The organism is Jejuia sp. G7-7, assembly GCF_055808955.1.
In genome coordinates this window covers 764,682-788,659 of the sequence record NZ_JBVVSZ010000001.1, presented here as the reverse complement: position 1 = coordinate 788,659, position 23,978 = coordinate 764,682, and the positions used below count along the sequence as shown (strand labels likewise).

The following is a 23,978-nucleotide window of genomic DNA, read 5'->3' as shown; positions in this document are numbered from 1 at the left end:
CCAATGAAAATGATCCATCTGCATTGAAAAAAGTTGAAACACGTTTTTCAATTATGGGCAATGATGGAGAGTTTTATTTCGCAACATACAATTGGAATGAAAATCAAACAGATGCTACTTTACAAACTGTTGCCTTAGATGAGACTGTTCAGATTACAAAATCGGATGGACAAACCTTTAATCAAACTTGGCATTTTCCATCAAATTCTGAGTGTATAACTTGTCATAACCCAGCAAATAAAGGCGCTGTAGGATTACGAACACGCTACCTTAATAAAGATTATACTTATGATAAAACAAATATTACAGCAAATCAATTAGTAACTTTAAGTCATCTAGGCATATTAGATGAACAGATAACTGATCAGGATACACCTAACTTATTAACGAGCAAATCAATTTATGACCCTAATGCAACCATTGATGAAAAAGCAAGATCATATCTCGATTTAAACTGTGCATACTGCCATAGATCAACAAACCCAGGTAATCGTTCCGATTTTGATTTACGTTTGTTTAACAACTTAGAATCAACAAACTTATTGACAGCAAACACTATACATCCAATAGGCGTAGAAGGCGAAAAAATCATAACTCCTGGAGATGCATCAAAATCTATATTATATCATAGAATTGGTAAGTACTGATCCCAGTATAATGATGCCTCCGTTGGCCAAATCTATTGTTGATGAAGACGCTCTAATAATGATTGAAGAATGGATTAATCAATTATCTACTGATGACCTTTTAAACTCACCTAGTAACCTTGTTAACCTAGCACTTCTGCCATCTGCTACTAGAAGTGGTTCCGTTGAAAACGGTAGAGGCACTCCAGATGTTATACTTTATGATCCCGTAAAAGAAGATTATTTTATAAAAACAAGTTACAATGAATATGGTGTAAGCTACAACCAAAACCTTGGCAAGCCAACTGCAGGCAATGGATTTAATTGGCAGGTAAATTGGCCATCACCAAAATTTGTAAACTACATTACCTTTGGTGGTACATACCCTAATCAGCCACAACCCAATGCCATGTGGCGTATTAGCTATCTAACAGATGGTAATTGGGTAACTATAGAAGAAGGCCAAGGAGGCTGGATTGATAGCGGTATCTTTGAATGGGGAGGTTCATCACAAGCTCCTATTGTAGCTGAAGCTATTAGGGTACAAATCTATAGCGATGGAATCAATGATTTAGTTAGTATACATTTAAGAGCCAGAGGTGGCACCTCTTATGGAGAAAATGATGCTGCTACCACAACCAAGGCAACCCCTTATCCAATATGTACCATTAGATGTTGTTTGTAATAGTCTTACAGCCATAGCCTCAGGTGTTCAAACAGCTTGTGATGTGGTAAGTAATACCTATACCCAAGAAGTAACGATAACCTATGATAACGCACCAGCTACAGGTACATTAGATGTCAATGGACAATCCTTTGCAATCACAGCAAGTCCACAAACTGTTGTATTAACAGATTTAATATCAGACGGTCAACCAGTAAATGTTACTGCCCTATTCTCTGATATTCCAAGTTGTACACTAACAGAAAGTACATTGTTTACAGCACCAGAGAACTGTTTACCTCCATGTGAACTAACAACCTTAGTTGCTGGAAACCAAACAGTATGTAACCCTGTAGATAACACCTATACACAACAGGTGACGGTAACTTATGAAAATGCACCACCTTCAGGAACATTAGATATCAACGGGCAATCTTTTGTGATTACAGCAAGCCCACAAACTGTTACATTAACAGACCTTATTTCTAATGGGCAACCAGTAGATGTCACAGCAGCTTTCTCTGATGATTTAAGTTGTACACTTACCGAAAATATATTGTTTACTGCTCCTGAAGATTGCTATATAGCTCCAATAGCAGATAACTCACCCAACTCACTTGTTAATTTAGCTCTCCTTCCATTAGCCGAGCATAGTGGTTCCGTTGAAAACGGTAGAGGCACTCCAGATGTTATACTTTATGATCCCGTAAAAGAAGATTATTTTATAAAAACAAGTTACAATGAATATGGTGTAAGCTACAACCAAAACCTTGGCAAGCCAACTGCAGGCAATGGATTTAATTGGCAGGTAAATTGGCCATCACCAAAATTTGTAAACTACATTACCTTTGGTGGTACATACCCTAATCAGCCACAACCCAATGCCATGTGGCGTATTAGCTATCTAACAGATGGTAATTGGGTAACTATAGAAGAAGGCCAAGGAGGCTGGATTGATAGCGGTATCTTTGAATGGGGAGGTTCATCACAAGCTCCTATTGTAGCTGAAGCTATTAGGGTACAAATCTATAGCGATGGAATCAATGATTTAGTTAGTATACATTTAAGAGCCAGAGGTGGCACCTCTTATGGAGAAAATGATGCTGCTACCACAACCAAGGCAACCCTTATCCAATATGTACCATTAGATGTTGTTTGTAATAGTCTTACAGCCATAGCCTCAGGTGTTCAAACAGCTTGTGATGTGGTAAGTAATACCTATACCCAAGAAGTAACGATAACCTATGATAACGCACCAGCTACAGGTACATTAGATGTCAATGGACAATCCTTTGCAATCACAGCAAGTCCACAAACTGTTGTATTAACAGATTTAATATCAGACGGTCAACCAGTAAATGTTACTGCCCTATTCTCTGATATTCCAAGTTGTACACTAACAGAAAGTACATTGTTTACAGCACCAGAGAACTGTTTACCTTCATGTGAACTAACAACCTTGGTAGCTGGAAACCAAACAGTATGTAACCCTGTAGATAACACCTATACACAACAGGTGACGGTAACTTATGAAAATGCACCACCTTCAGGAACATTAGATATCAACGGGCAATCTTTTGTGATTACAGCAAGCCCACAAACTGTTACATTAACAGACCTTATTTCTAATGGGCAACCAGTAGATGTCACAGCAGCTTTCTCTGATGATTTAAGTTGTACACTTACCGAAAATATATTGTTTACTGCTCCTGAAGATTGCTATATAGCTCCAATAGCAGATAACTCACCCAACTCACTTGTTAATTTAGCTCTCCTTCCATTAGCCGAGCATAGTGGTTCCGTTGAAAACGGTAGAGGCACTCCAGATGTTATACTTTATGATCCCGTAAAAGAAGATTATTTTATAAAAACAAGTTACAATGAATATGGTGTAAGCTACAACCAAAACCTTGGCAAGCCAACTGCAGGCAATGGATTTAATTGGCAGGTAAATTGGCCATCACCAAAATTTGTAAACTACATTACCTTTGGTGGTACATACCCTAATCAGCCACAACCCAATGCCATGTGGCGTATTAGCTATCTAACAGATGGTAATTGGGTAACTATAGAAGAAGGCCAAGGAGGCTGGATTGATAGCGGTATCTTTGAATGGGGAGGTTCATCACAAGCTCCTATTGTAGCTGAAGCTATTAGGGTACAAATCTATAGCGATGGAATCAATGATTTAGTTAGTATACATTTAAGAGCCAGAGGTGGCACCTCTTATGGAGAAAATGATGCTGCTACCACAACCAAGGCAACCCTTATCCAATATGTACCATTAGATGTTGTTTGTAATAGTCTTACAGCCATAGCCTCAGGTGTTCAAACAGCTTGTGATGTGGTAAGTAATACCTATACCCAAGAAGTAACGATAACCTATGATAACGCACCAGCTACAGGTACATTAGATGTCAATGGACAATCCTTTGCAATCACAGCAAGTCCACAAACTGTTGTATTAACAGATTTAATATCAGACGGTCAACCAGTAAATGTTACTGCCCTATTCTCTGATATTCCAAGTTGTACACTAACAGAAAGTACATTGTTTACAGCACCAGAAAACTGTTTGCCTCCATGTGAACTAACAACCTTGGTAGCTGGAAACCAAACAGCCTGTAACCCTGTAGATAACACCTATACACAACAGGTAACGGTAACTTATGAAAATGCACCAGTTACAGGAACTTTAAATGTCAATGGACAGTCCTTTACTATTACAGCAAGTCCACAAACTATTGAACTAACAGGTTTAATATCAGATGGTCAACCAGTAGATGTAACAGCGGCTTTCTCTGATGATACCAATTGTACACTAACTGAAAACGCACTATTTACTGCTCCTGAAGATTGCTATATAGCTCCAGTAGCAGATAACTCACCAAACTCACTTGTGAATTTAGCTCTTCTTCCTTCTGCTACTACAAATGGTTCCGTTGAAAATGGCAGAGGTAATCCCGATGCTATTTTATATGACCCAGTAAAAGAAGATTATTTTATAAAGACAAGTTACAATGAATATGGTGTAAATTACAATCAAAACCTTGGCAAGCCAATTGCAGATGATGGATTTAATTGGCAGGTAGATTGGCCCTCACCAAAATTTGTAAACTATATTACCTTTGGGGGTACATACCCTAATCAGCCACAACCTAATACCATGTGGCGTATTAGCTATCTAACAGATGGTAACTGGGTCACTATAGAACAAGGCCAAGGAGGCTGGATTGATAGCGGTATCTTTGAATGGGGAGGTTCATCACAAGCTCCTATTGTAGCTGAAGCTATTAGGGTACAAATCTATAGCGATGGAATCAATGATTTAGTTAGTATACATTTAAGAGCTAGAGGTGGTGTGGCAAATAGAAGATATGATGCCGATACAAACCCTAAAGCTACGCTTATTCAATATATAGATTCTGATATAGTAGTTGGGAAACCTAAATCAAATATAAAACTAGTTAAAGAAGAAAATGAACTTATATTGTATCCTAACCCTGTAAATTCAGTAGTTAATATTCGTTTTAAAAATTCATTAGAATTATCTGAACTAAGATTGTTTGATTTGACAGGACGATTAATTAAATCATTTGAAGCTAATACAGTTAAAAACAATGAAGGATATTCAATTGCTGTAAATGATTTTAATAGTGGTATATATTTTATTCAAGCTCTAGATGATGGTGGAATTTTATTTCAGAAGCGAATCATTATAACTCATTAGAATTTAAGTCTAATAATTTTTAATATCTGATTACCTATTATGAGTAATCAGATATTAAAAATTTATAAATAGTCTGTTTTAATTCAATCAACCAAATTTCTATTTTTAAATTAATAAAACATTCTTTTTAATTTTAAACAGAATTTACTCTCTTGCTTAGAAGATTAATTTAGAATTAAGATTACTTCATCGATGTTGTAGTTTTTATATCAAAAGCCCTATGCATAAAGACTTCATGGTGATAATTATGATATATTTAGAATTGAAAATATTGGTAATGCATTGGGGTAAATTTTTATAGACAACAACAGTTCTTTTTTTAATGTTAATTTCCTAATCCTATTAATAAAAAACTACAGAAGGCGAGATAATAAACCTGGAGTTATTTTTGCTGAAGGCTATTTTGGAATAATTTTGATTAAATAAAAACAACAAATAGAAAGTAAAAAAGCGTCTGAAACTAACCTAGTTTAGACGCTTTTTTAATTAGATTATATCTTATATAGAAACTTGTGGTGCTAAAACAATATCTCTGTTACCTACTAATATTCCGTTCTTTTTTCTAACTTCAAAATGTTATTTAAGCCACGTTTTGCTATCTTTTTTCTGCACGATTTTTTAAGAATGGGTCATTATCAAATACAAAATGGTTTATTGCATATTCTTCGGTATTATTAGGTTCCTTTACAACACCATGAATTTGTTTTATAGCTTTACTACCCCAATAATTTCCTGGTACAAATGTGTAAAATGTGTAACGTCCATGAGCATCAGTTTTAATCCAACCTCTATGTTTTACAACTCTTTTACCATTTATCTTGGTTGAATGATAATTACCTTCATCATCTGCTTGACAAATATAAAGAATCACATCACTTGCTGGAGTAACACCATCGCTTTTATATATAGTTCCAGAAATCATAAGCTTTTCAGAAAATGTTTCAAAACCCGGAATGGTATCTGTATTGTTTAATTGTGTTTCAGAGTAGTCAAAAATAGCGTGACGCTTTTTATTATTTTGAAGATTTTGTGAAGTATTATCTGCTAATTCTTGTGCATTAGTATTAAAACAAACGGCTAGAAAACTAGCCAAACTAATAAGTGTTATTAAATTTTTCATGGGGCAATGTTTATTTAATTACCTCAAAACTAAACAACTACATTAGTGCACAACAAAAAATCGTATAAAAGCTAAAATTTCGCGTTCAATGAACGAGTGTTATTATGAACCGCAAAAATCATCGGTAAAATTCCTGAAATTTTATATTTCGAAAAGCTTTATTCTATTTTTGGAATAACATCAACGTCTCCTGAATATTGAATTATAAATCGTGATGCGCCATTCAATGACATTTGACTTTTAAGGTTAGGAAAAAGTCTTATCATTACATTAAAATTTTCTGAATTACTCTTAGCTACAAAAGAAATAGTTAGACTCTTATCTTTGTTTTCTGTTACAGTATAGTTTTTCATCACATCTTTAAACTCAATAGCGCTATCACTACCTCCATAAGCCACTTGCATTTGGCGTTCTCCAAAATAGGGTAAATATGAATAAATACTATCGCCAGATATTTTCAAAAAATTAGAGTTTCCAATAAGACTAATGGCACTAGCATTACTTCCTGGAATTAATAAGCCCGAATTTAATACTTGCTGCATTGCATTGGTTACTTGTGGATATGCCCAGTTGGATTCTATATAGAATTGTTGGGAATTCACGAGTTTATGTAATGCTTCAATTTGTTGAGGAGTTGCTATATTTTTTGACGATTTACAAGAAAAAAATAGTAGTAATATAGCAACTAAGTAAAGGCTCAAAGCCTGTATGTACTTATAAATATTCATAAAGTTAAGATACAAAACAAGCATTTAATTTAATATAAAAATTAGTTAAAATACTTAAAACTAAGTTTCTAATAAATTATTTTAAAGTTTTAAAGTAAAATGTTTTTGTAGTCTTGCACCATTATTTAGTTGAATAACACACCAATAATCGTTAGTAGGTAATAGTTGTCCGTTTGAGCTTCCATCCCAACCCGAATTGGTACTAACAATCGTTTTTAAAAGTTTTCCATATCTATCAAAAATAGTGATACGTTTTACTTCATTTTTTGGATCAGTAATTTTCCATACATCATTAAATCCATCATTATTAGGAGTGAAAAACCTGGGAATTATTAGCAATCTATTTTCAATTGAAAAACTTTCTTCTACACATGAAAATCCATTACCTACTGAATTATAAGGAGTTATAGTAACAAAAACATCCGAACCATCTGGAAAGTTTGATGGTGGGCTGTATGATGTCGCGTTTCCAACATCAATTGCATTTGCTATATCTGTAGCACCAGAAGATGTTCCAATGGAAATAAAATAGCCTGTAGCATTATCAACTAAATTCCAAGATATAATAGCATCTACCCTAACATCGGTAGCAGCATTGCTTGGAAATATAAGCGTAGTGCAATTAGGAATTACAACTTGTGTTGTAAAACTTTCTTCGAGGCATCCTGAAGCATTTCCTGAACTATTATATGGTATTACTCTAACAAAAACTTCAGTTTCATCTGGAAAATCATCTGTTGGATTATAAATTGTTGTGTTATCAACATCTATAAAATCGACTATATTATTACCTGCAGGATTAGTACCAATACTTAGAAAATATCCTGTAGCATTGCTAATTGAGTTCCAAGAAATAGCTGTACTTACCAAAACATTGGTAGCTCCATTTATAGGCGTAGTTAATCTGGTACAAACGGGACGAATGACAGTTGTTCTGAAACTTTCTTCTGAACATCCAATTGCATTTCCTATGGAGTTATAAGGTGTGATAGTTACAAATATTTCAGTATCATCTGGAAAATCTATAAAAGGGTTATAGGTAGTTGTATTACCAACATCATCATTACTAACAAAATCGGCGCCTCCAGAAGTTGTACCCAAGGAAATAAAATACCCAGTAGCATTCATAACAGCATTCCATGAAATATTAGCACTTAAAGGCACATCTGTTGCAGCATTAGATGGAAAAGAAAGTGTTGTACAATTAGGCACTACCATTTCTGTGGTAAACGTTTCTTCATCGCAATTTTGTATGGCCTCACCTATTAGAATTATAAGGAATTACAAGCACATGTATCATTTGGTTCCCTGGGAAATCTCTATTCGGTGTAAAAGTTGTATTATTACCTACGTCTAGCTTATTTGCATATTCAGTTCCTGCTGGAAAGGTTCCAACAGAAATATAATACCCTGTAGCATTACTTACTGGATTCCATGAAATAGAACTTGAAACATTTACATTAGTTGCACCATTCAAAGGTGCTATTAAATCAGTACAAAGTGGTAGTACTTCTTCGGTTGTAAATCTATCACCTCCACATACTGTTGCTTGATTTAAACTATTATATGCGGTAATTGTAACATAAATTATAGTATTGCTAGGCAAATCAATAGGTGGGTTAAAAGTTGTTACATTTCCAACATTAGTAGTAGCTATTATATCATCACTTCCAGTTGCTGTACCTATTCCAATCGTATAATAAGTAGCATTTGTACTTATAGGCCAAGATATATTGGTGTCAAGAGGAACATCGGTATCATCATACATAGGAAAAGTCATGTTGATACATTCAGCTGGAAGCACTTCTGTAGTGAAACTTTCTTCTAAACAGCCAATGGCGCTTCCCACAAGATTGTAAGGTGTTATTGTTGCAAAAATTTCAGAATCTGATGGGAAATCAGAAGAAGGATTATATGTCGTTGAATTTCCAACATCTTCGTTATTTACTAAATCTGTACCTCCAGAAGTAGTACCTATTGAAATAAAATAGCCTGTTGCACTTGTTATTGCATTCCATGAAATATTTGAGCTTACTGGAATATTTGTTGCGTTGTTAGTTGGTAAATTAAGCATTGTACAACTTGGAACTAATGTTTCTGTGGTAAAACTTTCTTCAGCACATCCTGTTGCATTTCCTGAAGAATTATAAGGTGTTATAGTTACAAAAACAGTAGATGCTTCAGGAAAATCTGTTGGTGGATTAAATATAGTAGCATTGCCTACGTTTTCGTTATTTACTAAATCTGTTCCTCCTGAACTAGTTCCAATAGAAATTAAATAGCCTGTTGCACTTGTTATTGCATTCCATGAAATATCTGAGCTAACCGAAACATCAGTAGCTCCATTAATTGGCATACTTAGCGCAGTACAAATTGGTAAAGATGATTCTGTTGTAAAACTTTCTTCTAAGCATCCTATTGCATTACCAAGTGAATTATAAGGTGTTATGGTTACGAAAATTTCAGTTCCTTCAGGAAAATCTGATGTTGGATTAAAAGTAGTTACATTAGTAACATCAAGATTGTTTTCGATATCTGTCCCTCCAGAAGTTGTTCCAATACTTAAAAAATATCCATCTGCATAATCTACTATATCCCAAGAAATATCTGTATCCACTAAAACATCAGTAACACCGTTTAGTGGCGAACTTAAAGTTGTGCAAGTTGTAGGGCTTACTATCGTATTTGTTGTAAAGTTTTCTTCTGTACAATTTAAAATAATCCCACTACTAAAATAAGGAGTAATAGTAACAAAAATTTGGGTATTAGCAGGAAAGTTCGAACCTATGTTATACTGCTCAACATCGCCAACATCAACATTATCTATAATATCTGTACCACCAGCTGTTGTGCCAACATTTAAAAAATAGCCACAAGCCCCTAGACTTTCTGTCCAAGTTAGTAACTCGTTTAAAGGCACGTTTGTAGCACCATTTACTGGATTTGTAAGTGTTGTACAAACTTCAGTTGGCAAATTTACATTTAAGGTAATATCATTTCTAATTAATAATAAATTTTTTCCACTTGTACCGGGTGGATTTGTGTTTTCAAAAGGTACTAAATCACTAGTGATTTCACAATGATACACGCCTTCATCACAGCTATCAACAGAAGGGATAGTATAGTTTGGCGAATCTGGTGCTCCAGGAATAGCAATACCATCTTTAAACCATATGTAATGATTTTGTGTACCTCTAACAGTAGTTATTAAGGTTACAGCGTCTCCAGCGTTTTGGTTTAAAACCTCAATTGCATTTACTTTAGCTTGTGGCGCATACAAATAGTCTCTAATAACAACATCTGGAGAAGGACCAATCGAAATTGTTGTAGTTAAATCTACTAAACCTATATGCTGATTTTCAAAATCGCCAAAATGAAATCTGTTTTCATTGATAAACAATTGAAATCTCCGTGTTTGAACAGATGGATTATACAAACCAAGAAAATCTGGCACTAATCCAGTTAATAAATTGTTGTTTGCAATTAAACTTCCTCCTAGCCTACCTCTATTAGAAATAATGGTGTAAAATTGATTTAAAATAAGCATTACCTGGAAATATATTAAACGAAATATCAAGCGTATATAAGTCTATATTTTGAGTAATATCTAAAGCTTCAATTTGATTGTTTGATGCATATATAGATGAAAGTTCTATATTTTGAGTTAAATCAAGACCATTTCCAGTAAATAAATTATGACTAATATTTATAGATCTTAAAATGATGTTTTGAGTAACATCTAAATTAGGAAGTTGGTTATAACTCAAATTTAAATATTGCAAAATAATATTTTGTGTTAAATCAATGGATGGTAATTGATTATAACTGGCGTTTATCCTATTTAAAATAGGGTTTTGTGTAACATCTAAATTTGTTAAATTATTATTATCTATACTTAATTCTTTCAACAATGGATTTTGAGTGAGATCAATAGAATTCATATCATTTCTTCCCAAATCTATATCTTCTAATAGAGGGTTTTGGGTAACGTCAACAACCAAAGGCGTGGTTCTATTGGATGTAATATCTAAATCAGTAAGGTTTGGTAAAATTGAAAAATCAAGAGGATTTTGAATATCATGCAAAATGATGAAAATATCAGTAAGTGTTGTAGAATTGGGTAAAATCAAGTTTTCTACATAAGTACCCCATAAATAAAGGTTCTCCAAATTTATATAATCAGATATATCAATTGTAGGTATATCAATACTACTAATTCTTAAGCGCCTAAGATTAGTAAAAACATTTGGCAAAGTTATATCTGTATTACCTCTCCAACCACCAATATTTAAATCTTCTAATCCGCTTAATAATGATAAATCAAAAGTGGGATCATTAAGGTATCTCACATTAATAGTTGTTAATGCTGGAGTTACTGGGAAAATAATATTATTTACATTATCTAAAAAATCGCCATTAAACGATACCAAATTTAGATTTTGAGAAAAATCAATAGTAGTTATTGGTGGAGATGTTCCTGGAAAAGGACCATGAATAAATACATTTTGTAATACTAAATTTTGACTAAAATCTAAATTTGCCAAGCCAGGATTATCATTTGAACGAAAATCTGTCAATAATGTTAATGCAGTAGGAGAAACATCTGTTACAGGATTGTTGCCCAAATCTAAATTAGTAAGGTTTGTAAAAGCATTAATTCCTGTAATATCAACAATATTAGTTCCCGTTAGGGTTAATGTGGTTACTGCTTGAGCATCTAAATCTAAAATATTGCCATTTAAACCATTGGTATCTATACCTTGATTTATCAAATCTTGCTCAAAATTAACATCTGGAATTGCAGTAGTTTGCGAAAAACCAAATGAGGTAATTAACAATACAATTAATTGGGAGAAATAAGAATTTCATTCGGGGCTTTTAATTTGAAACTTAATATTACAAAAATATAGTAAAGCGTTCAAATAAGATTAAGAAACTTATATAAACCAATTTGATAATTAAAGCTTAACGAAAAAACAGAATATTATTGATTTTTTTTAACTTTTAAAGTGCCAATAATTAAAAAAAACAAAAAAACCAATGTTAAATAACCAATATAAGAATACGAGCCCATTTGAGTATAACAATAGCTAAATAAACTTGGAGCAATAGCACTTGCAAACACTAAAAAAGCTCATAGCTTTTCCAGTAATAGATCCTAAATATTTTCGTCCGAAATAATAAGGCCAAGTTACTGCGTTTACAACTGCAAAGAGTCCTCCTAACAACCCTAATCCAAAAATAAGAATATAAATGCCAAACGAATGTGATAAAAACAAAAGCCCTAATGATGCTAAAATTCCGCCAAAAAGCATGCAATACAAATAAATTTTATGATTTATATAATCACTTAAAATATTGCATGATGTAGATACTATAATTGCAATTATTGATATAGGTAAAAATACAGCAATGGCTTCTGTTTTTGTATAATCTTGATTACCAAAAATAGAAACTACATGAAACGTAAACCCAGTTATAAAAAAACTATTAAATGCAAGTATTAAGCTTATCATCCAGAAAGCACGTGCCTTTTTAGCCTCTTTTAAAGTGTAGTTTTTATCAACATTAATAGTTTTGTTTTTTCTCTTTTTTTAGAGAATCCATCAGGAATCAACCCAAAATCTTCAGGTTTATTTCTGTAAAACTGAATTATTAAAAAACTAAAAATAAATAAGCATAATGCCAAGATTTGCCAACTTAGTTCCCAACCATTATTATCTACTAAATAATTTATAAAAATTGGTGCACTAGAAAACCCTAAAGAAATAGTAATGCTACTTATTGCATTTATTTTACCTCTATTTTTATCAAACCACATCATGACCATATTTCGTGAAGACATGGTCAAAACGCCTTGTCCAAAGAATCGAATAGCAAAAAATAACAAGGTTATTAAAACAAATGCAACTATCCTCGACTTCACTTCAAAAAACAATTTCACACTTTCACTAATAGAAGAGGATATTGAAAATAGCAATAATGATACTCCCAAAGAAAAAAGCAGCAAAAAAAGCAACATAACGTGCGCCAAATTTATCAAAAAGCACTCCTGCCCTAGTAACAAAAAAGGCACTTAAAAGTGTCCCAATCATATAAGCATTACTAAATTGATTTCGAGTTAATCCAAGTGCGTCTTTTACTGGATCTGTAAATACTGATACACCTACAGTTTGCCCCGGAATACTTGCTAGTATACCTAAACTACCAAAAGCTAAAACTATATACCCATAAAATATAGGCGACTTATTGGGTTTAACTAAGGAAAACTTATTTGGATTGGACATCCGAAATAATATTGTTTAAAATAGTTTTACGCCTGACTTAATACAATCATCTTTAGAATTTAAATTGGTGTTTAAAGCGATATTGCTATTACCATAAGGACCATAAATAGCTTGATTGTCTCTTGAAAACAATCCAATCGTAGGCGTTAACGTAGCGCTTGCCAAATGCATAACACCATTATCTGCAGCAATAAAAATTGATGTATTTGCAATAATTCCACCCATTTCTCTGATGTCTTTACTATAAAAATTAGGCGCTTTAAAGTTAATTTTTGAGATGTTTTTCTATTGGAAGCATTTCAATGATATTATAAGTATCCTCAAAGTTTTCCTTTAATTTAGAATAGAAAGCTTCCCACCATTCTTCTGAATAGCATTTATCTGCAGTAGCGTTTGTGTAAATACAAATGGTAGGTTTATCATTTTTTACCAAATCTTTTAAAATCTGTTGTCCTTTAGAAATTTCATTTGCTTTCAATTTTATATTTAAAACAGGAAGCGGTTTGTTGTTTTCAGGATATCCTAATTTGCTTAAATAACGTCTTAAGTTATAAATAGGGTATTTAGAAATATGTAGATAATCATCGTGCTTTTCTTGAATCTCTTCATGAACATCTCCAAAAACTTTTAAAGGAGCTTTTGCAAGATTAGTTAATAATCTTCCAGATGAAGAATCCTTGTCACCATTAATTACCATGTCATAGCTTTTACGCTTAATGGAAACCCAGCACATTATATATGTAAATAGATTGCTAAATGGTTTTCTAGGTAATTTGTAAATTTTATCAATAGCATCGTAAGTTTCAAAAACAGGAAACGCTACGCCGCCTTTGGCAAACAAATCTATTTTACAATCTGGAAATGTGTTTTCTACTTCTTGAACTAATGGTGTAGTTAATAATTGATTGCCTAATCGATGATTAGGCCTGATAATCAACACTTTTTTTAATTGAGATACTTTTACCAATTTCAGCAGTTGGCTCTTTATATGAACTCCCTACACTTTTGGTAATAGCGTGCATTATTACACGACGCTTAGCATTTATCCAACTGTTAAAACTCATTACATATTTTTAGTTCGCTCACTAAATCAGTTAATGCAGCTTTAGCATCTCCAAATAACATAGATGTTTTTGAGTTATAGAACAATTCATTTTGAATACCTGCGTATCCAGCATTCATACTACGTTTATTCACAACTATATGTTTTGCGTTTTCAACATCTAATATAGGCATCCCATAAATAGGGCTTGAAGGATCGTTATGTGCCGCAGGATTTACAACATCGTTTGCACCTACTACTAATACTACATCAGCATTTGTGAATTGAGGATTAATATCATCCATTTCAACTAAAAGTCCATAATCTACATTAGATTCTGCTAATAACACATTCATATGTCCAGGCATTCTACCAGCAACAGGATGTACCGCGTATTTTACGTTGACGCCTTTATCTGTTAAAATTTCTTCTAATTCATGAATAACGTGTTGTGCTTGAGCTACTGCTAATCCATAACCAGGAACAATAATAACATTAGTGGCATAATTCATCATGATTGCTGCATCACTCGCAGTAGTAGATTTAATAGTACCTAATTCTTTATTACTACCTTCAACGGCAGCCGTTGCTCCAAAAGCTCCAAAAATTACAGACCCTAATGTTCTATTCATCGCTTTACACATGGCTACAGTTAAGATAATTCCAGCAGAACCTACCAAAATACCACCAACTAGCATGACCATATTATCATAAAGAATACCTGTAATAGCTGCTGCGATACCTGTTAAAGAGTTCAATAATGAAATAACTACGGGCATATCGGCTCCTCCAATAGGTAATACAAATAAAATACCATATACTAAACCACCAATTAAGACGCCGTAAGTAAATAAAGGACTATGATTCCCAGTTGCAATCATGAAAATTGCTAGAGCTATAATTCCAATAAAAAATAGATTATTAATAAGATTGTATTGAGGTATTTTTACAACACTTTTTAAAGAACCATTAAGTTTACCCCAAACAATTAAACTTCCAGAAAACGTAATTGCTCCAATGATGATAGCTGAAATTACGGTAATAGCTTGTAATGAGTCTTCAATATTTTTACTAAACTCTACAAGACCAATTAAGGCAGCACTAGCCCCACCAAAACCATTAAACAATGATACCAGTTCTGGCATTTTAGTCATTTCTACCTTAATGGCTATTAAATAACCAATAACAGACCCAACAATTATGGCAGCTCCGATTAAAATATAGATGATAGGCGCAACTTGTAAATCGTGAATAAATATAGTACCAACAATCGCTATTGTCATACCCACAGCCGCAATTGTGTTTCCACTTTTGGCAGTATCTGGATGACCTAATCGTTTTAAACCAACTATAAACGTAACCGTTGCAATTAAATATATAACACTTAATAAAACACTCATTATTTTTTCTTTTTAAACATTTGCAACATTCTGTTGGTTACAGCAAAACCTCCCACAACATTTATTATTCCTAATACAACAGCTATAAACCCTAAGCTTAATGACACATAATCATCTGGGCTGGCATGTAACATTACTAAAATAGCCCCAACAATTACCACACCACTCAAGGCATTAGCACCAGACATTAATGGTGTATGCAAAACCGCAGGGATGCTTTTAATAACCTCTACACCAACAAAAATTGCAAGAATGAGGATATATACAATTTGTAGATTATCACTAATAAACTGAATAATTTCTTCCATAATTTTAGTTTTTTCGGATGGTACCTTCTTTTACAATTAAAGTTTCATCAGTAATTTCTTCTTCTAAATCCCATTTAAAATTCGCTTCTTCTGTTAAATGTATTAGAAAGTTATAAATATTTTTTGCAAACAATTCACTTGCATTTGTCGATACACTTTCTGGTGCTATGTTAGTACCAATAACCTTAACACCATTTATAATAACTGTTTCATTAAGCTTACTCAATTCACAATTACCGCCTTGTGCCGCAGCCAAATCAATAATAACTGCACCGTTTTTCATTTGTTCTACTTGTTCTTTAGTAATTAAAGTTGGTGCTTTTCTTCCTGGAATATTTGCAGTTGTAATCACTAAATCGGCTTGAAATAATGATTTATTTACAGCTTCTTTTTGTCGTTTAGCAAAATCTTCTGAGGCTTCTTTAGCATAACCACCCTCAGACTCTTCCCCTTCATTATCTACAGAAATAAATTTTGCCCCTAAAGATTCAGCTTGTTCCTTAGTTTCACTTCTAATATCAGTAGCTTCTACTACTGCTCCTAAACGTTTTGCAGTTGCAATAGCCTGTAAACCTGCAACACCAACACCATAAATCAAAACTTTTGATGGTGTTATAGTTCCAGCAGCTGTCATCATTAAAGGAAATATTTTTGTCATTTCATAAGCACCAAGAATTACAGCTTTATAGCCCGCTAAATTACTTTGCGAACTTAATACATCCATATCTTGAGCTCTTGAAATTCGAGGGATTGCATCCATAGAAAATGCTGTAGCACCTTTTGCAGCAATAGCTTCAATTAATTTAGGATTTGATTTATGATAGAGCTGGCTTATTAAGATTTGACCTTTATCAACCAGTTTTAAGTCTTCTTCATCAAAAGGGTTAATTTTTATTAAAACATCAGCTTCTTTAAAAACAACACCACGCTTTTCTATACTGGCATCAACATCGATGAAATCCGAATCTTTATACGAAGACCCTTTTCCAGCTTCTTCTTCAATAATGACTTGAAATCCTTTTGTTATTAATTGCTTTGCAATATTTGGAGATAATGAAACTCGTTTTTCCCCTTTTTGAGTTTCTTTTAAAATACCAATCTTCATTTTAGTTATTGGTTAGTTAGTGTAATTAAAATTGTTTCTTAATATAAAAAAACAAGTGTCAAATATAGTTAAAACACATACAAATAGTGTCTGTTAAGTCAATTTAAAGAGTGCATAAATCCGTTTTTTAAAGATAGTTTATAGTTCGTATCAAATCGTTGAAAAAACATTAACAATATTTGTTGTAAACTAGATTTTAAATAATTAAAAAATGGTTCAACTTGCTTGTTTTGATTTATATAAAACATTTAAAACAAGCCCTAAAATAATTAATGCAATACCTGATAAACTCCAAAAAGAATACACTTCGCTAAAGAGTGTTACTCCCAAAAGGAGCGTAAAAATAACCTCTAAATATTTTAAGGGTGCTACAATATTTGTGGCAGCAGATTGAAAAGCTTTGGTCATGTAAACCTGTCCGAAATATCCAAAAACACCCAGTCCAAAAAGCATAAGCCATTCTTTACCAACGGGCTGAATCCAATTATTTATAGACAATATACCTCCAACTAGTGTTGAAATAACCATAAAATAATTCACAACAACTACAGGGTGATCATCTTTACCTATTTTACTAATCACGATATAAACCAACCCACTAAAAATAGCTGAAATAAAAACTAAAGTTAGCCCATAACCACTTAAAGTTGCATCAAAACCTTTTAGCACTATAACACCAGAAAATGCCATAGCAAAAAATAACCATTGTAACAATTTCATGTTTTCCTTTAGAAAAATAATCGCGAAAAATGCAGCAAAAATAGGCGCCAAATAGCGTAGAGAAACAGCTGTACCAATTGGTAGATATTTAGTAGACATAAAAAATAATGCCATTGAAGTCACACCAACTAAACCTCTAACTACAAGTAGCCCTTTTTTGTTTCCTAATAATGGAATGTTATTTTTTAAGAGAAATCCGAAAGTAAAAATAAGCAACTAAAAGATCTAAAAATACAATTTGAAATGCACTCATATGCATCAAATGCTTAACAATACCATTCATGCAAGCAAAAGCTAAAGTGCTAAAAAGCATAAATTTTATGGCACTTTTAATCTCCAAATGCTTATTGTTTAATTTGTATGAAAACTATGAACATAATTTAAAATTCACATCCATTTAAAATATGTGTGGAAACTCTAATTATTCTTCAGGAGCATATCCATGAATTTCCTCGAAAACTTCATCAAAGTTAACACGGATATAAGAATTCAATTTTTTACGATATTCCCCTCTTAGCCATTCCACAAAGTTAAATGTACTTTTACTAATACACTTTGTATAACGTTTTATTCTAAAGTCAATATCATCACCCAATTTCTTAGCTAACGCCAGAGCGTCATATACATCTTCGCTATTTTCAATACAAATTTTACCATGTTGCGCTATGGAACGCTCTAAAACAACTTTAGAGGATTCTCCTGCTCTAATAGAATCAACATATGTTTTTTGAATATCGAAATAAACATCATCAGAATTACCAAACTCTTTACGTAAATCATCTGGCATTTCATATCTAAAATTACTCTCTAATTCGTCATCACTTAATAAAGAATCTAAATAATAATTAGGCGATTTAAAGATGCGTTGCCAATCTAAATTATCGCCCCAAGGGCCGAATCTGTGGAAATTATTTCCCAAATCTATAACGGCAAATTTGTCTTTATTTTCTAGAACACGAGACCCACGACCAATCATTTGGTAATAAAGTGTTAATGATTTAGTTGCACGATTTAAAATTATACTTTCAACGGTAGGTTCATCAAATCCAGTAGTTAAAATACTAACCGAAGTTAAAATAGCATCTGGTGTTTCCTTGAACCATTTTAATATCATGGCGCGTTCTTTCTTAGTATTAGTATTATCTAAATGTGCAACAGCATATCCAGCTCTTCTAAAGGTGTCATAAACGTGTAAAGAAGTTGTGATACCATTGTTAAAGATTAATGTTTTTTTACCTTTAGAACGTTCTTCATAAGCTCGTAAAAGCTTACTCAACATATCGTTATCAGTATATAAATCTTCAGAGGATTTTACCGTATAATCTCCATTCGCACCAACAACAAGCGATGTTAACCCTACGTTATAGCTAAACATTTCAGCCCGTGCTAAAAAACCACGTTCTATCAAAGATTCTATGGATTCCCCAACGATAAGTTCGTCATAATTATCAGTCATTGGTAATTCCATACTAGAACTTAAAGGTGTTGCTGTAACTCCTAAAATGAAAGACTGACTAAAAAACTTAAATAATTTTGTAAATGAATTGTAATGTGCTTCATCAATAATAACTAAACCAATATCCGAAATATCAAGTTTATCATCATTAAGTCTGTTGTTTAGAGTTTCAACCATGGCTACAAAACAACTATATTCTGCTTGATCGCTTAAATCGGCTTTACTATCCACCACTTTATTAACAACACCAAATTCTGTAAGCATGTTTGAAGTTTGCTTACATAATTCAATACGGTGTGTCATTACCAACACTTTCTTTTTATGGGTTTTCAAGAACTGTCTTACTATCTCAGAGAAAATAACAGTTTTACCACCACCAGTTGGTAATTGATATAATAAGTGATAATCTGAAGGCGATTCTTCAAAACTTTTAAATATTTTATCTATTGCGCCTTTTTGATAACTGTATAAGTCCTTTCCTGTTTTTCGTTCTTGCAGTTCTATATTTGAAATCGCCATACTTAGAATTTGGTAAGTTGCAAAAATAACACCTTTATCGGGTATTATAAAGCGGTTTGTATTGAAAGTTATTAAGGAATATTAACTATTTATGTTAACTAAAAAATAATGAAGCACAAGTTTATTTTAAAAAATACATCTAAATTAACATGACCTTAAAATCTAAATCCATGAAACAGTTCTTTTATATCTTTTTTTTAGCATTAAACTTAGTGTCTTGCAGTTCTAATAACGAAGTTATGGAAGAAGATGACGATAAAATGGAAAACCCAGAAAGTACCTCTCCAAATATTTTATTAGTGATTGCTGATGATATGGGACTTGATGCAACTCCAGGATATAATATTGGTAATATAAAACCTAATATGCCTAATCTAGTTAATTTAATGAATAATGGTGTTAAGTTCAATAATTTATGGGCTAATCCAACATGCACGCCTTCTAGAGGAACTATTATTACTGGGAAATATGGGTTTAGAACAAATGTTATGGAGGTAGATGATGTGTTATCTACTTCTGAAACTTCATTACAGAAATATTTAGATAATAACACTAATAATGAATATACTCATGCAGTAATTGGTAAATGGCATTTATCTAGAGATTTAAATCATCCTAATGATATGGGAATAAATTATTTTGCTGGTTTTCGTGGTGGTGGACTTAGTTCTTATTACGATTGGACTTTAAACACTAATGGAACTACAAGTAATTCTACCGAATATACAACTACAAAATTTACAGATTTAGCAATAGATTGGGTAGACCAACAAACTAAACCATGGTTTTTATGGTTAGCCTATAATGCACCACATACACCGTTTCATTTACCTCCAAACAATTTGCACTCACAAGGCAGCTTACCCACAGATACAGCAAGTATAGATGGTAACCCACTCCCCTATTATTTAGCAGCTCTAGAAGCTTTAGATACAGAAATGGGACGATTAATAAATTCGCTTTCTGATGAAGAAAAAGAAAATACCATCATTATTTTTATAGGTGATAATGGCACTCCAGGGCAAGTAGCACAAGGATATAACTCAAGACGCGTAAAAGGAAGTATTTATCAAGGCGGTGTAAACGTACCAATGGTTATTTCTGGTAAAGATGTATCTAGAGTTAATACTTCTGAAGATGCACTTATCAATACTACAGATTTATTTGCAACCATTGCAGACATAGCAGGAACAGGAACCACAGAAATTAATGATAGTAAAAGTTTCAAAAGCTTATTGAGTTCCTCTAGCACAACAAATCGTGAATATGTATACACAGAAAATGATGATTATACCATTAGAAATAGTACTCATAAATATATTTACTTCGGTGATGGCTCTGAAGCTTTATATAATTTAGGGACTAATCCTTTAGAAAACCCTAATTTATTGAATGCAAATCAGTTGCCATTAAGCGCTTCTGATTCTCAAATTAAAGACGAATTAACTTCTAAAGTTCAAGAAATTAGAAACTAAACGTTAAGAAAATAATAAAATTCAATTTTAATGTAACAAATAGGTTTAGTTTGCTTCTAACTGTAAATTACATTTGGAAACTAATTTTAAATATTATTGTTAAAATGAAAACTACTATTTTAAAGCTAAGCGGTGCACTATTCTTATTTTTGGGTATGATTTCACAAGTAAACGCTCAAGACATCAACGGTTCTTGGAAAGGTGAACTTTCAGTACAAGGCACAAAAATGCCATTAATTTTCAATATTAAAAGTGATGGCGACAGTTACACATCTACAATGGATAGTCCATCACAAGGTGCAACAGATATCCCAATGGATGAAACCACTTTTGTGGATAACACATTAACCATTAAATTTAAACAAGCTGGTTTAACTTATACTGCTACCCTTGCAGATAATACTTTAACAGGTACTTTTTCTCAAGGCCCTATGGAGTTACCTTTAACAATGTTGAAAACAGAAAAAACACTCCCTGGAAATACAGATTTGCCAACATCAGATGAAGATTTAGCAAAGTTGGCAAATTGGAATCCTTCAAATTACAAATATGCGGTTTCAGATTATTTTGCAAGACCTCAAGCCAGTTCATTTAATTTTTCTCCAGATGGCACTTATTTATCATACAAAGAGAAAGATGAAAACGCTAAAAATCATGTATATGTTAAAAACATAGAAACTGATGAAGTTAAGCGAGTTATTGAAGAAAAAGAAGAACTCATCAGAGGGTTTGGATGGGCTAACGATAACAGATTAGTTTATGTAATGGATAAAGGTGGTAATGAAGATTATCATCTATTTGCCGTAGATATTGATGGTACAAACGAAAAAGAATTAACACCATTTGAGGGTGTTAAAGTAAATATATTAGCTGGTTTAAAAGAGGATAAAGACCACATTATTATTTCTATGAATAAAAACAATCCACAAATATTTGAGCCATACAAAATCAATATTGTTACTGGAGAATTAAAGCAACTTTATAAAAACGAAGATGTAGCAAACCCAATAAATGGTTACGAGTTTGATAAAGATGGAAACCTAAGAGGTTTTTCTAAAATGCGAGAAGGTGTAAACGTAGATCTTTATTACACGCTAGATGGAAAAAACTTTGAAGTTAAAAAACAATTAAACTGGAAAGATAGCTTTAGTATTTCTTCTTTTAATTACGCTACAGATTATGAGCATGATGCTTATGTGGTTTCAAATTTAGATAGCGATAAAACTCAAATATATTTATATGATCTTAAAGAAGATAAGGTTATTAAAAAGTTATTTTCAAACGAAAATTATGATGTTTCTGGATTAGCGCTATCAAGACACAGAAATTATGAATTAGATTATTTTTCTTTTGAAGGCGAAAAAAGAGAGAGAGTTCCTGTTAGTAAGTATTTTAAAAAACTTCATAAAAAAATAACAAGTAAGTTTCCAGATTACAACTACTCAATCGCAGATAAAACAGATGATGAAAGCAAGTATTTAATTTACCTTCAAAGTGATAAATTATACGGTAAATATTACTCTTATGATGCTAAATCCAAAAAATTCAAATTGCTCTACAATTTAATGCCAAATCTAGTTGAAAAAGATATGGCAGAAATGCGCCCTATCACATTTAAAAGTCGCGACGGCAAAACAATTCATGGTTACATTACCCTTCCAAAAGCCGCTTTAAATGGCGAAAAAGTACCAGTAATAGTTAATCCACATGGAGGTCCACAAGGTGTAAGAGATTCATGGGGTTTCAATCCAGAAGCACAATTATTTGCAAGTCGTGGTTATGCAACACTTCAAGTTAATTTCAGAATTTCTGGAGGTTATGGTAAAGATTTCTTAGAATCTGGTTTCAAACAAATTGGTAGAAAAGCCATGGATGATGTTGAAGATGGTTTACAATACGTTATAGATAAAGGTTGGGTAGATAAAGACAATGCAGCAATCTATGGTGGAAGCCACGGTGGTTATGCAGTATTGCGTGGTCTAACAAAAACACCAGATTTATATGCTTGTGGCGTTGATTATGTAGGTGTTTCAAACATTTTTACATTTTTTGATTCGTTCCCAGAGTATTGGAAACCTTACAAAGAAATTGTAAAAGAAATTTGGTACGACCAAGATATTCCTGAAGAAAAGGAAATTATGAAAGAGGTCTCTCCCGTATTTCATATTGATAAAATAAAAAAACCTTTGTTTGTTGTACAAGGTGCTAACGACCCTAGAGTAAACATCAATGAGTCTGATCAAATTGTATCTGGTTTAAGAGCAAAAGGTGTTGATGTGCCTTATATGGTAAAATATGATGAAGGTCACGGTTTTGGGAAAGAAGAAAACCGTATCGCTTTATATGAGGCCATGATGGGCTTCTACGCAAAACATCTTAAAAAAGAAATTAAACAACCTATAAAAGGTTAATAGTTTAATATATAGATTACGAAAAGCCATTTGAATATTCAGATGGCTTTTTTTTGTTTCAGAAATATTTAGTTTTATTTGGGCGCTACCCAAAAGGGGTCGGGCTTTCCACTATATCTTTCTGCGAAGCAGTCCCGAACTTGTTTCGGGATCTCGTTAATTAATTAACATTTTGTTTCAAATAGCGGTTTTGATATTCTAAAGATTCACAAAAAAAGGATGCCGCTGCAATCCCTAGCGCACTTATTTGCTAAGATTTGGTTTTTAATTTAGAGTTGGTATGTTTTTGTAGAGGTTCGTTTAATGATTCTCTGATAAAAAATCGTTTCAATGTTTTTTATCATGAGTTAAACGAAATTAGCTATTTTTTCTGACAAAGTCAAGCTG

General features: G+C 32.7%; 21 protein-coding genes. 5 read left to right on the top strand and 16 right to left on the bottom strand.

Translation table 11 applies throughout. The features are described from left to right. The first annotated feature begins 23 nt into the window (after positions 1 to 23). The 3 genes from AC0L5U_RS03930 to AC0L5U_RS03920 are packed head-to-tail and all read left to right on the top strand — an operon-like array spanning position 24 to position 5,020. A complete protein-coding gene (locus tag AC0L5U_RS03930) occupies positions 24 to 647 on the top strand; it encodes a hypothetical protein (protein ID WP_473414775.1) in 624 nt (207 codons plus the stop codon). Continuing rightward, positions 604 to 1,311: a hypothetical protein gene (locus AC0L5U_RS03925; protein WP_473414773.1), complete on the top strand. Its 708-nt coding sequence runs from the start codon at positions 604 to 606 to the stop codon at positions 1,309 to 1,311. The genes AC0L5U_RS03930 and AC0L5U_RS03925 overlap by 44 nt, the downstream gene beginning before the upstream one ends. Beyond that, positions 1,247 to 5,020 carry a T9SS type A sorting domain-containing protein gene (locus AC0L5U_RS03920; protein ID WP_473414772.1) on the top strand — a complete coding sequence of 1,258 codons (3,774 nt, stop codon included), beginning with the start codon at positions 1,247 to 1,249 and terminating at the stop codon, positions 5,018 to 5,020. The genes AC0L5U_RS03925 and AC0L5U_RS03920 overlap by 65 nt, the downstream gene beginning before the upstream one ends. 595 nt (positions 5,021 to 5,615) lie before the next feature. On the opposite strand, the gene AC0L5U_RS03915 is transcribed toward AC0L5U_RS03920, so the two are convergent. The 16 genes from AC0L5U_RS03915 to AC0L5U_RS03840 all read right to left on the bottom strand — a co-directional run bounded on the left by AC0L5U_RS03915 (position 5,616) and on the right by AC0L5U_RS03840 (position 19,705). Beyond that, entirely contained in the window at positions 5,616 to 6,140 is a 525-nt protein-coding gene (locus tag AC0L5U_RS03915) for a dioxygenase family protein (RefSeq protein ID WP_473414771.1), read from the bottom strand. A gap of 158 nt (positions 6,141 to 6,298) precedes the next feature. Beyond that, positions 6,299 to 6,868, bottom strand: coding sequence for a DUF4251 domain-containing protein (locus AC0L5U_RS03910; protein ID WP_473414769.1), 570 nt, complete (start codon positions 6,866 to 6,868; stop codon positions 6,299 to 6,301). Positions 6,869 to 6,949: 81 nt separating this feature from the next. Next, positions 6,950 to 8,086, bottom strand: a complete 1,137-nt coding sequence (locus AC0L5U_RS03905) for a T9SS type B sorting domain-containing protein (RefSeq protein WP_473414768.1) — start codon at positions 8,084 to 8,086, stop codon at positions 6,950 to 6,952. 40 nt (positions 8,087 to 8,126) lie between these two features. After that, a complete protein-coding gene (locus AC0L5U_RS03900) occupies positions 8,127 to 10,415 on the bottom strand; it encodes a hypothetical protein (protein ID WP_473414767.1) in 2,289 nt (762 codons plus the stop codon). Then, the gene (locus tag AC0L5U_RS03895) at positions 10,378 to 11,706 is read right to left on the bottom strand and encodes a leucine-rich repeat domain-containing protein (protein ID WP_473414765.1); all 1,329 of its coding nucleotides are present in this window, start codon (positions 11,704 to 11,706) and stop codon (positions 10,378 to 10,380) included. The genes AC0L5U_RS03900 and AC0L5U_RS03895 overlap by 38 nt, the downstream gene beginning before the upstream one ends. A gap of 252 nt (positions 11,707 to 11,958) precedes the next feature. Beyond that, a complete protein-coding gene (locus AC0L5U_RS03890; RefSeq protein ID WP_473414764.1) occupies positions 11,959 to 12,384 on the bottom strand; it encodes a hypothetical protein in 426 nt (141 codons plus the stop codon). A gap of 29 nt (positions 12,385 to 12,413) precedes the next feature. After that, positions 12,414 to 12,890, bottom strand: a complete 477-nt coding sequence (locus AC0L5U_RS03885; protein ID WP_473414763.1) for an MFS transporter — start codon at positions 12,888 to 12,890, stop codon at positions 12,414 to 12,416. Further along, positions 12,820 to 13,155, bottom strand: a complete 336-nt coding sequence (locus tag AC0L5U_RS03880; RefSeq protein ID WP_473414762.1) for a hypothetical protein — start codon at positions 13,153 to 13,155, stop codon at positions 12,820 to 12,822. The genes AC0L5U_RS03885 and AC0L5U_RS03880 overlap by 71 nt, the downstream gene beginning before the upstream one ends. A gap of 15 nt (positions 13,156 to 13,170) precedes the next feature. Beyond that, entirely contained in the window at positions 13,171 to 13,380 is a 210-nt protein-coding gene (locus AC0L5U_RS03875) for a glycosyltransferase family 9 protein (RefSeq protein WP_473414761.1), read from the bottom strand. Positions 13,381 to 13,420: 40 nt separating this feature from the next. Beyond that, positions 13,421 to 14,095: a glycosyltransferase family 9 protein gene (locus tag AC0L5U_RS03870; RefSeq protein WP_473414760.1), complete on the bottom strand. Its 675-nt coding sequence runs from the start codon at positions 14,093 to 14,095 to the stop codon at positions 13,421 to 13,423. After that, positions 14,076 to 14,219 carry a hypothetical protein gene (locus AC0L5U_RS03865; protein ID WP_473414759.1) on the bottom strand — a complete coding sequence of 48 codons (144 nt, stop codon included), beginning with the start codon at positions 14,217 to 14,219 and terminating at the stop codon, positions 14,076 to 14,078. Before AC0L5U_RS03865 ends, AC0L5U_RS03870 begins: the two co-directional genes overlap by 20 nt. After that, positions 14,209 to 15,597, bottom strand: coding sequence for an NAD(P)(+) transhydrogenase (Re/Si-specific) subunit beta (locus AC0L5U_RS03860; RefSeq protein ID WP_473414758.1), 1,389 nt, complete (start codon positions 15,595 to 15,597; stop codon positions 14,209 to 14,211). Before AC0L5U_RS03860 ends, AC0L5U_RS03865 begins: the two co-directional genes overlap by 11 nt. Further along, entirely contained in the window at positions 15,597 to 15,905 is a 309-nt protein-coding gene (locus AC0L5U_RS03855; RefSeq protein ID WP_473414756.1) for an NAD(P) transhydrogenase subunit alpha part 2, read from the bottom strand. The genes AC0L5U_RS03860 and AC0L5U_RS03855 overlap by 1 nt, the downstream gene beginning before the upstream one ends. Positions 15,906 to 15,909: 4 nt before the next feature. After that, a complete protein-coding gene (locus tag AC0L5U_RS03850) occupies positions 15,910 to 17,010 on the bottom strand; it encodes a Re/Si-specific NAD(P)(+) transhydrogenase subunit alpha (RefSeq protein ID WP_473414755.1) in 1,101 nt (366 codons plus the stop codon). A gap of 216 nt (positions 17,011 to 17,226) precedes the next feature. Beyond that, positions 17,227 to 17,946, bottom strand: a complete 720-nt coding sequence (locus tag AC0L5U_RS03845) for a DMT family transporter (RefSeq protein WP_473414754.1) — start codon at positions 17,944 to 17,946, stop codon at positions 17,227 to 17,229. A 205-nt stretch (positions 17,947 to 18,151) separates the two neighbouring features. Next, positions 18,152 to 19,705, bottom strand: coding sequence for a DEAD/DEAH box helicase (locus AC0L5U_RS03840; RefSeq protein ID WP_473414753.1), 1,554 nt, complete (start codon positions 19,703 to 19,705; stop codon positions 18,152 to 18,154). 170 nt (positions 19,706 to 19,875) lie between these two features. Between AC0L5U_RS03840 and AC0L5U_RS03835 the strand changes: the two genes are divergently transcribed. Together AC0L5U_RS03835 and AC0L5U_RS03830 are read left to right on the top strand one after the other, a co-directional pair. After that, entirely contained in the window at positions 19,876 to 21,180 is a 1,305-nt protein-coding gene (locus AC0L5U_RS03835) for a sulfatase-like hydrolase/transferase (protein ID WP_473414751.1), read from the top strand. Positions 21,181 to 21,284: 104 nt separating this feature from the next. Further along, on the top strand, positions 21,285 to 23,591 hold the full coding sequence (locus AC0L5U_RS03830; protein WP_473414750.1) for a S9 family peptidase: 2,307 nt from the start codon (positions 21,285 to 21,287) through the stop codon (positions 23,589 to 23,591). Positions 23,592 to 23,978: the final 387 nt, after the last annotated feature.

Bases quoted from the DNA above. Each gene is read 5' to 3' on its own strand.
- AC0L5U_RS03925 (WP_473414773.1), top strand. From the start codon at position 604: ATGCATCAAAATCTATATTATATCATAGAATTGGTAAGTACTGATCCC.
- AC0L5U_RS03920 (WP_473414772.1), top strand. From the start codon at position 1,247: ATGATGCTGCTACCACAACCAAGGCAACCCCTTATCCAATATGTACCA.
- AC0L5U_RS03915 (WP_473414771.1), bottom strand. From the start codon at position 6,140: ATGAAAAATTTAATAACACTTATTAGTTTGGCTAGTTTTCTAGCCGTT.
- AC0L5U_RS03910 (WP_473414769.1), bottom strand. From the start codon at position 6,868: ATGAATATTTATAAGTACATACAGGCTTTGAGCCTTTACTTAGTTGCT.
- AC0L5U_RS03905 (WP_473414768.1), bottom strand. From the start codon at position 8,086: ATGGTAGTGCCTAATTGTACAACACTTTCTTTTCCATCTAATGCTGCA.
- AC0L5U_RS03900 (WP_473414767.1), bottom strand. From the start codon at position 10,415: ATGCTTATTTTAAATCAATTTTACACCATTATTTCTAATAGAGGTAGG.
- AC0L5U_RS03890 (WP_473414764.1), bottom strand. From the start codon at position 12,384: ATGATAAGCTTAATACTTGCATTTAATAGTTTTTTTATAACTGGGTTT.
- AC0L5U_RS03885 (WP_473414763.1), bottom strand. From the start codon at position 12,890: ATGTTGCTTTTTTTGCTGCTTTTTTCTTTGGGAGTATCATTATTGCTA.
- AC0L5U_RS03880 (WP_473414762.1), bottom strand. From the start codon at position 13,155: ATGTCCAATCCAAATAAGTTTTCCTTAGTTAAACCCAATAAGTCGCCT.
- AC0L5U_RS03875 (WP_473414761.1), bottom strand. From the start codon at position 13,380: ATGGGTGGAATTATTGCAAATACATCAATTTTTATTGCTGCAGATAAT.
- AC0L5U_RS03865 (WP_473414759.1), bottom strand. From the start codon at position 14,219: ATGAGTTTTAACAGTTGGATAAATGCTAAGCGTCGTGTAATAATGCAC.
- AC0L5U_RS03860 (WP_473414758.1), bottom strand. From the start codon at position 15,597: ATGAGTGTTTTATTAAGTGTTATATATTTAATTGCAACGGTTACGTTT.
- AC0L5U_RS03855 (WP_473414756.1), bottom strand. From the start codon at position 15,905: ATGGAAGAAATTATTCAGTTTATTAGTGATAATCTACAAATTGTATAT.
- AC0L5U_RS03850 (WP_473414755.1), bottom strand. From the start codon at position 17,010: ATGAAGATTGGTATTTTAAAAGAAACTCAAAAAGGGGAAAAACGAGTT.
- AC0L5U_RS03840 (WP_473414753.1), bottom strand. From the start codon at position 19,705: ATGGCGATTTCAAATATAGAACTGCAAGAACGAAAAACAGGAAAGGAC.
- AC0L5U_RS03835 (WP_473414751.1), top strand. From the start codon at position 19,876: ATGAAACAGTTCTTTTATATCTTTTTTTTAGCATTAAACTTAGTGTCT.
- AC0L5U_RS03830 (WP_473414750.1), top strand. From the start codon at position 21,285: ATGAAAACTACTATTTTAAAGCTAAGCGGTGCACTATTCTTATTTTTG.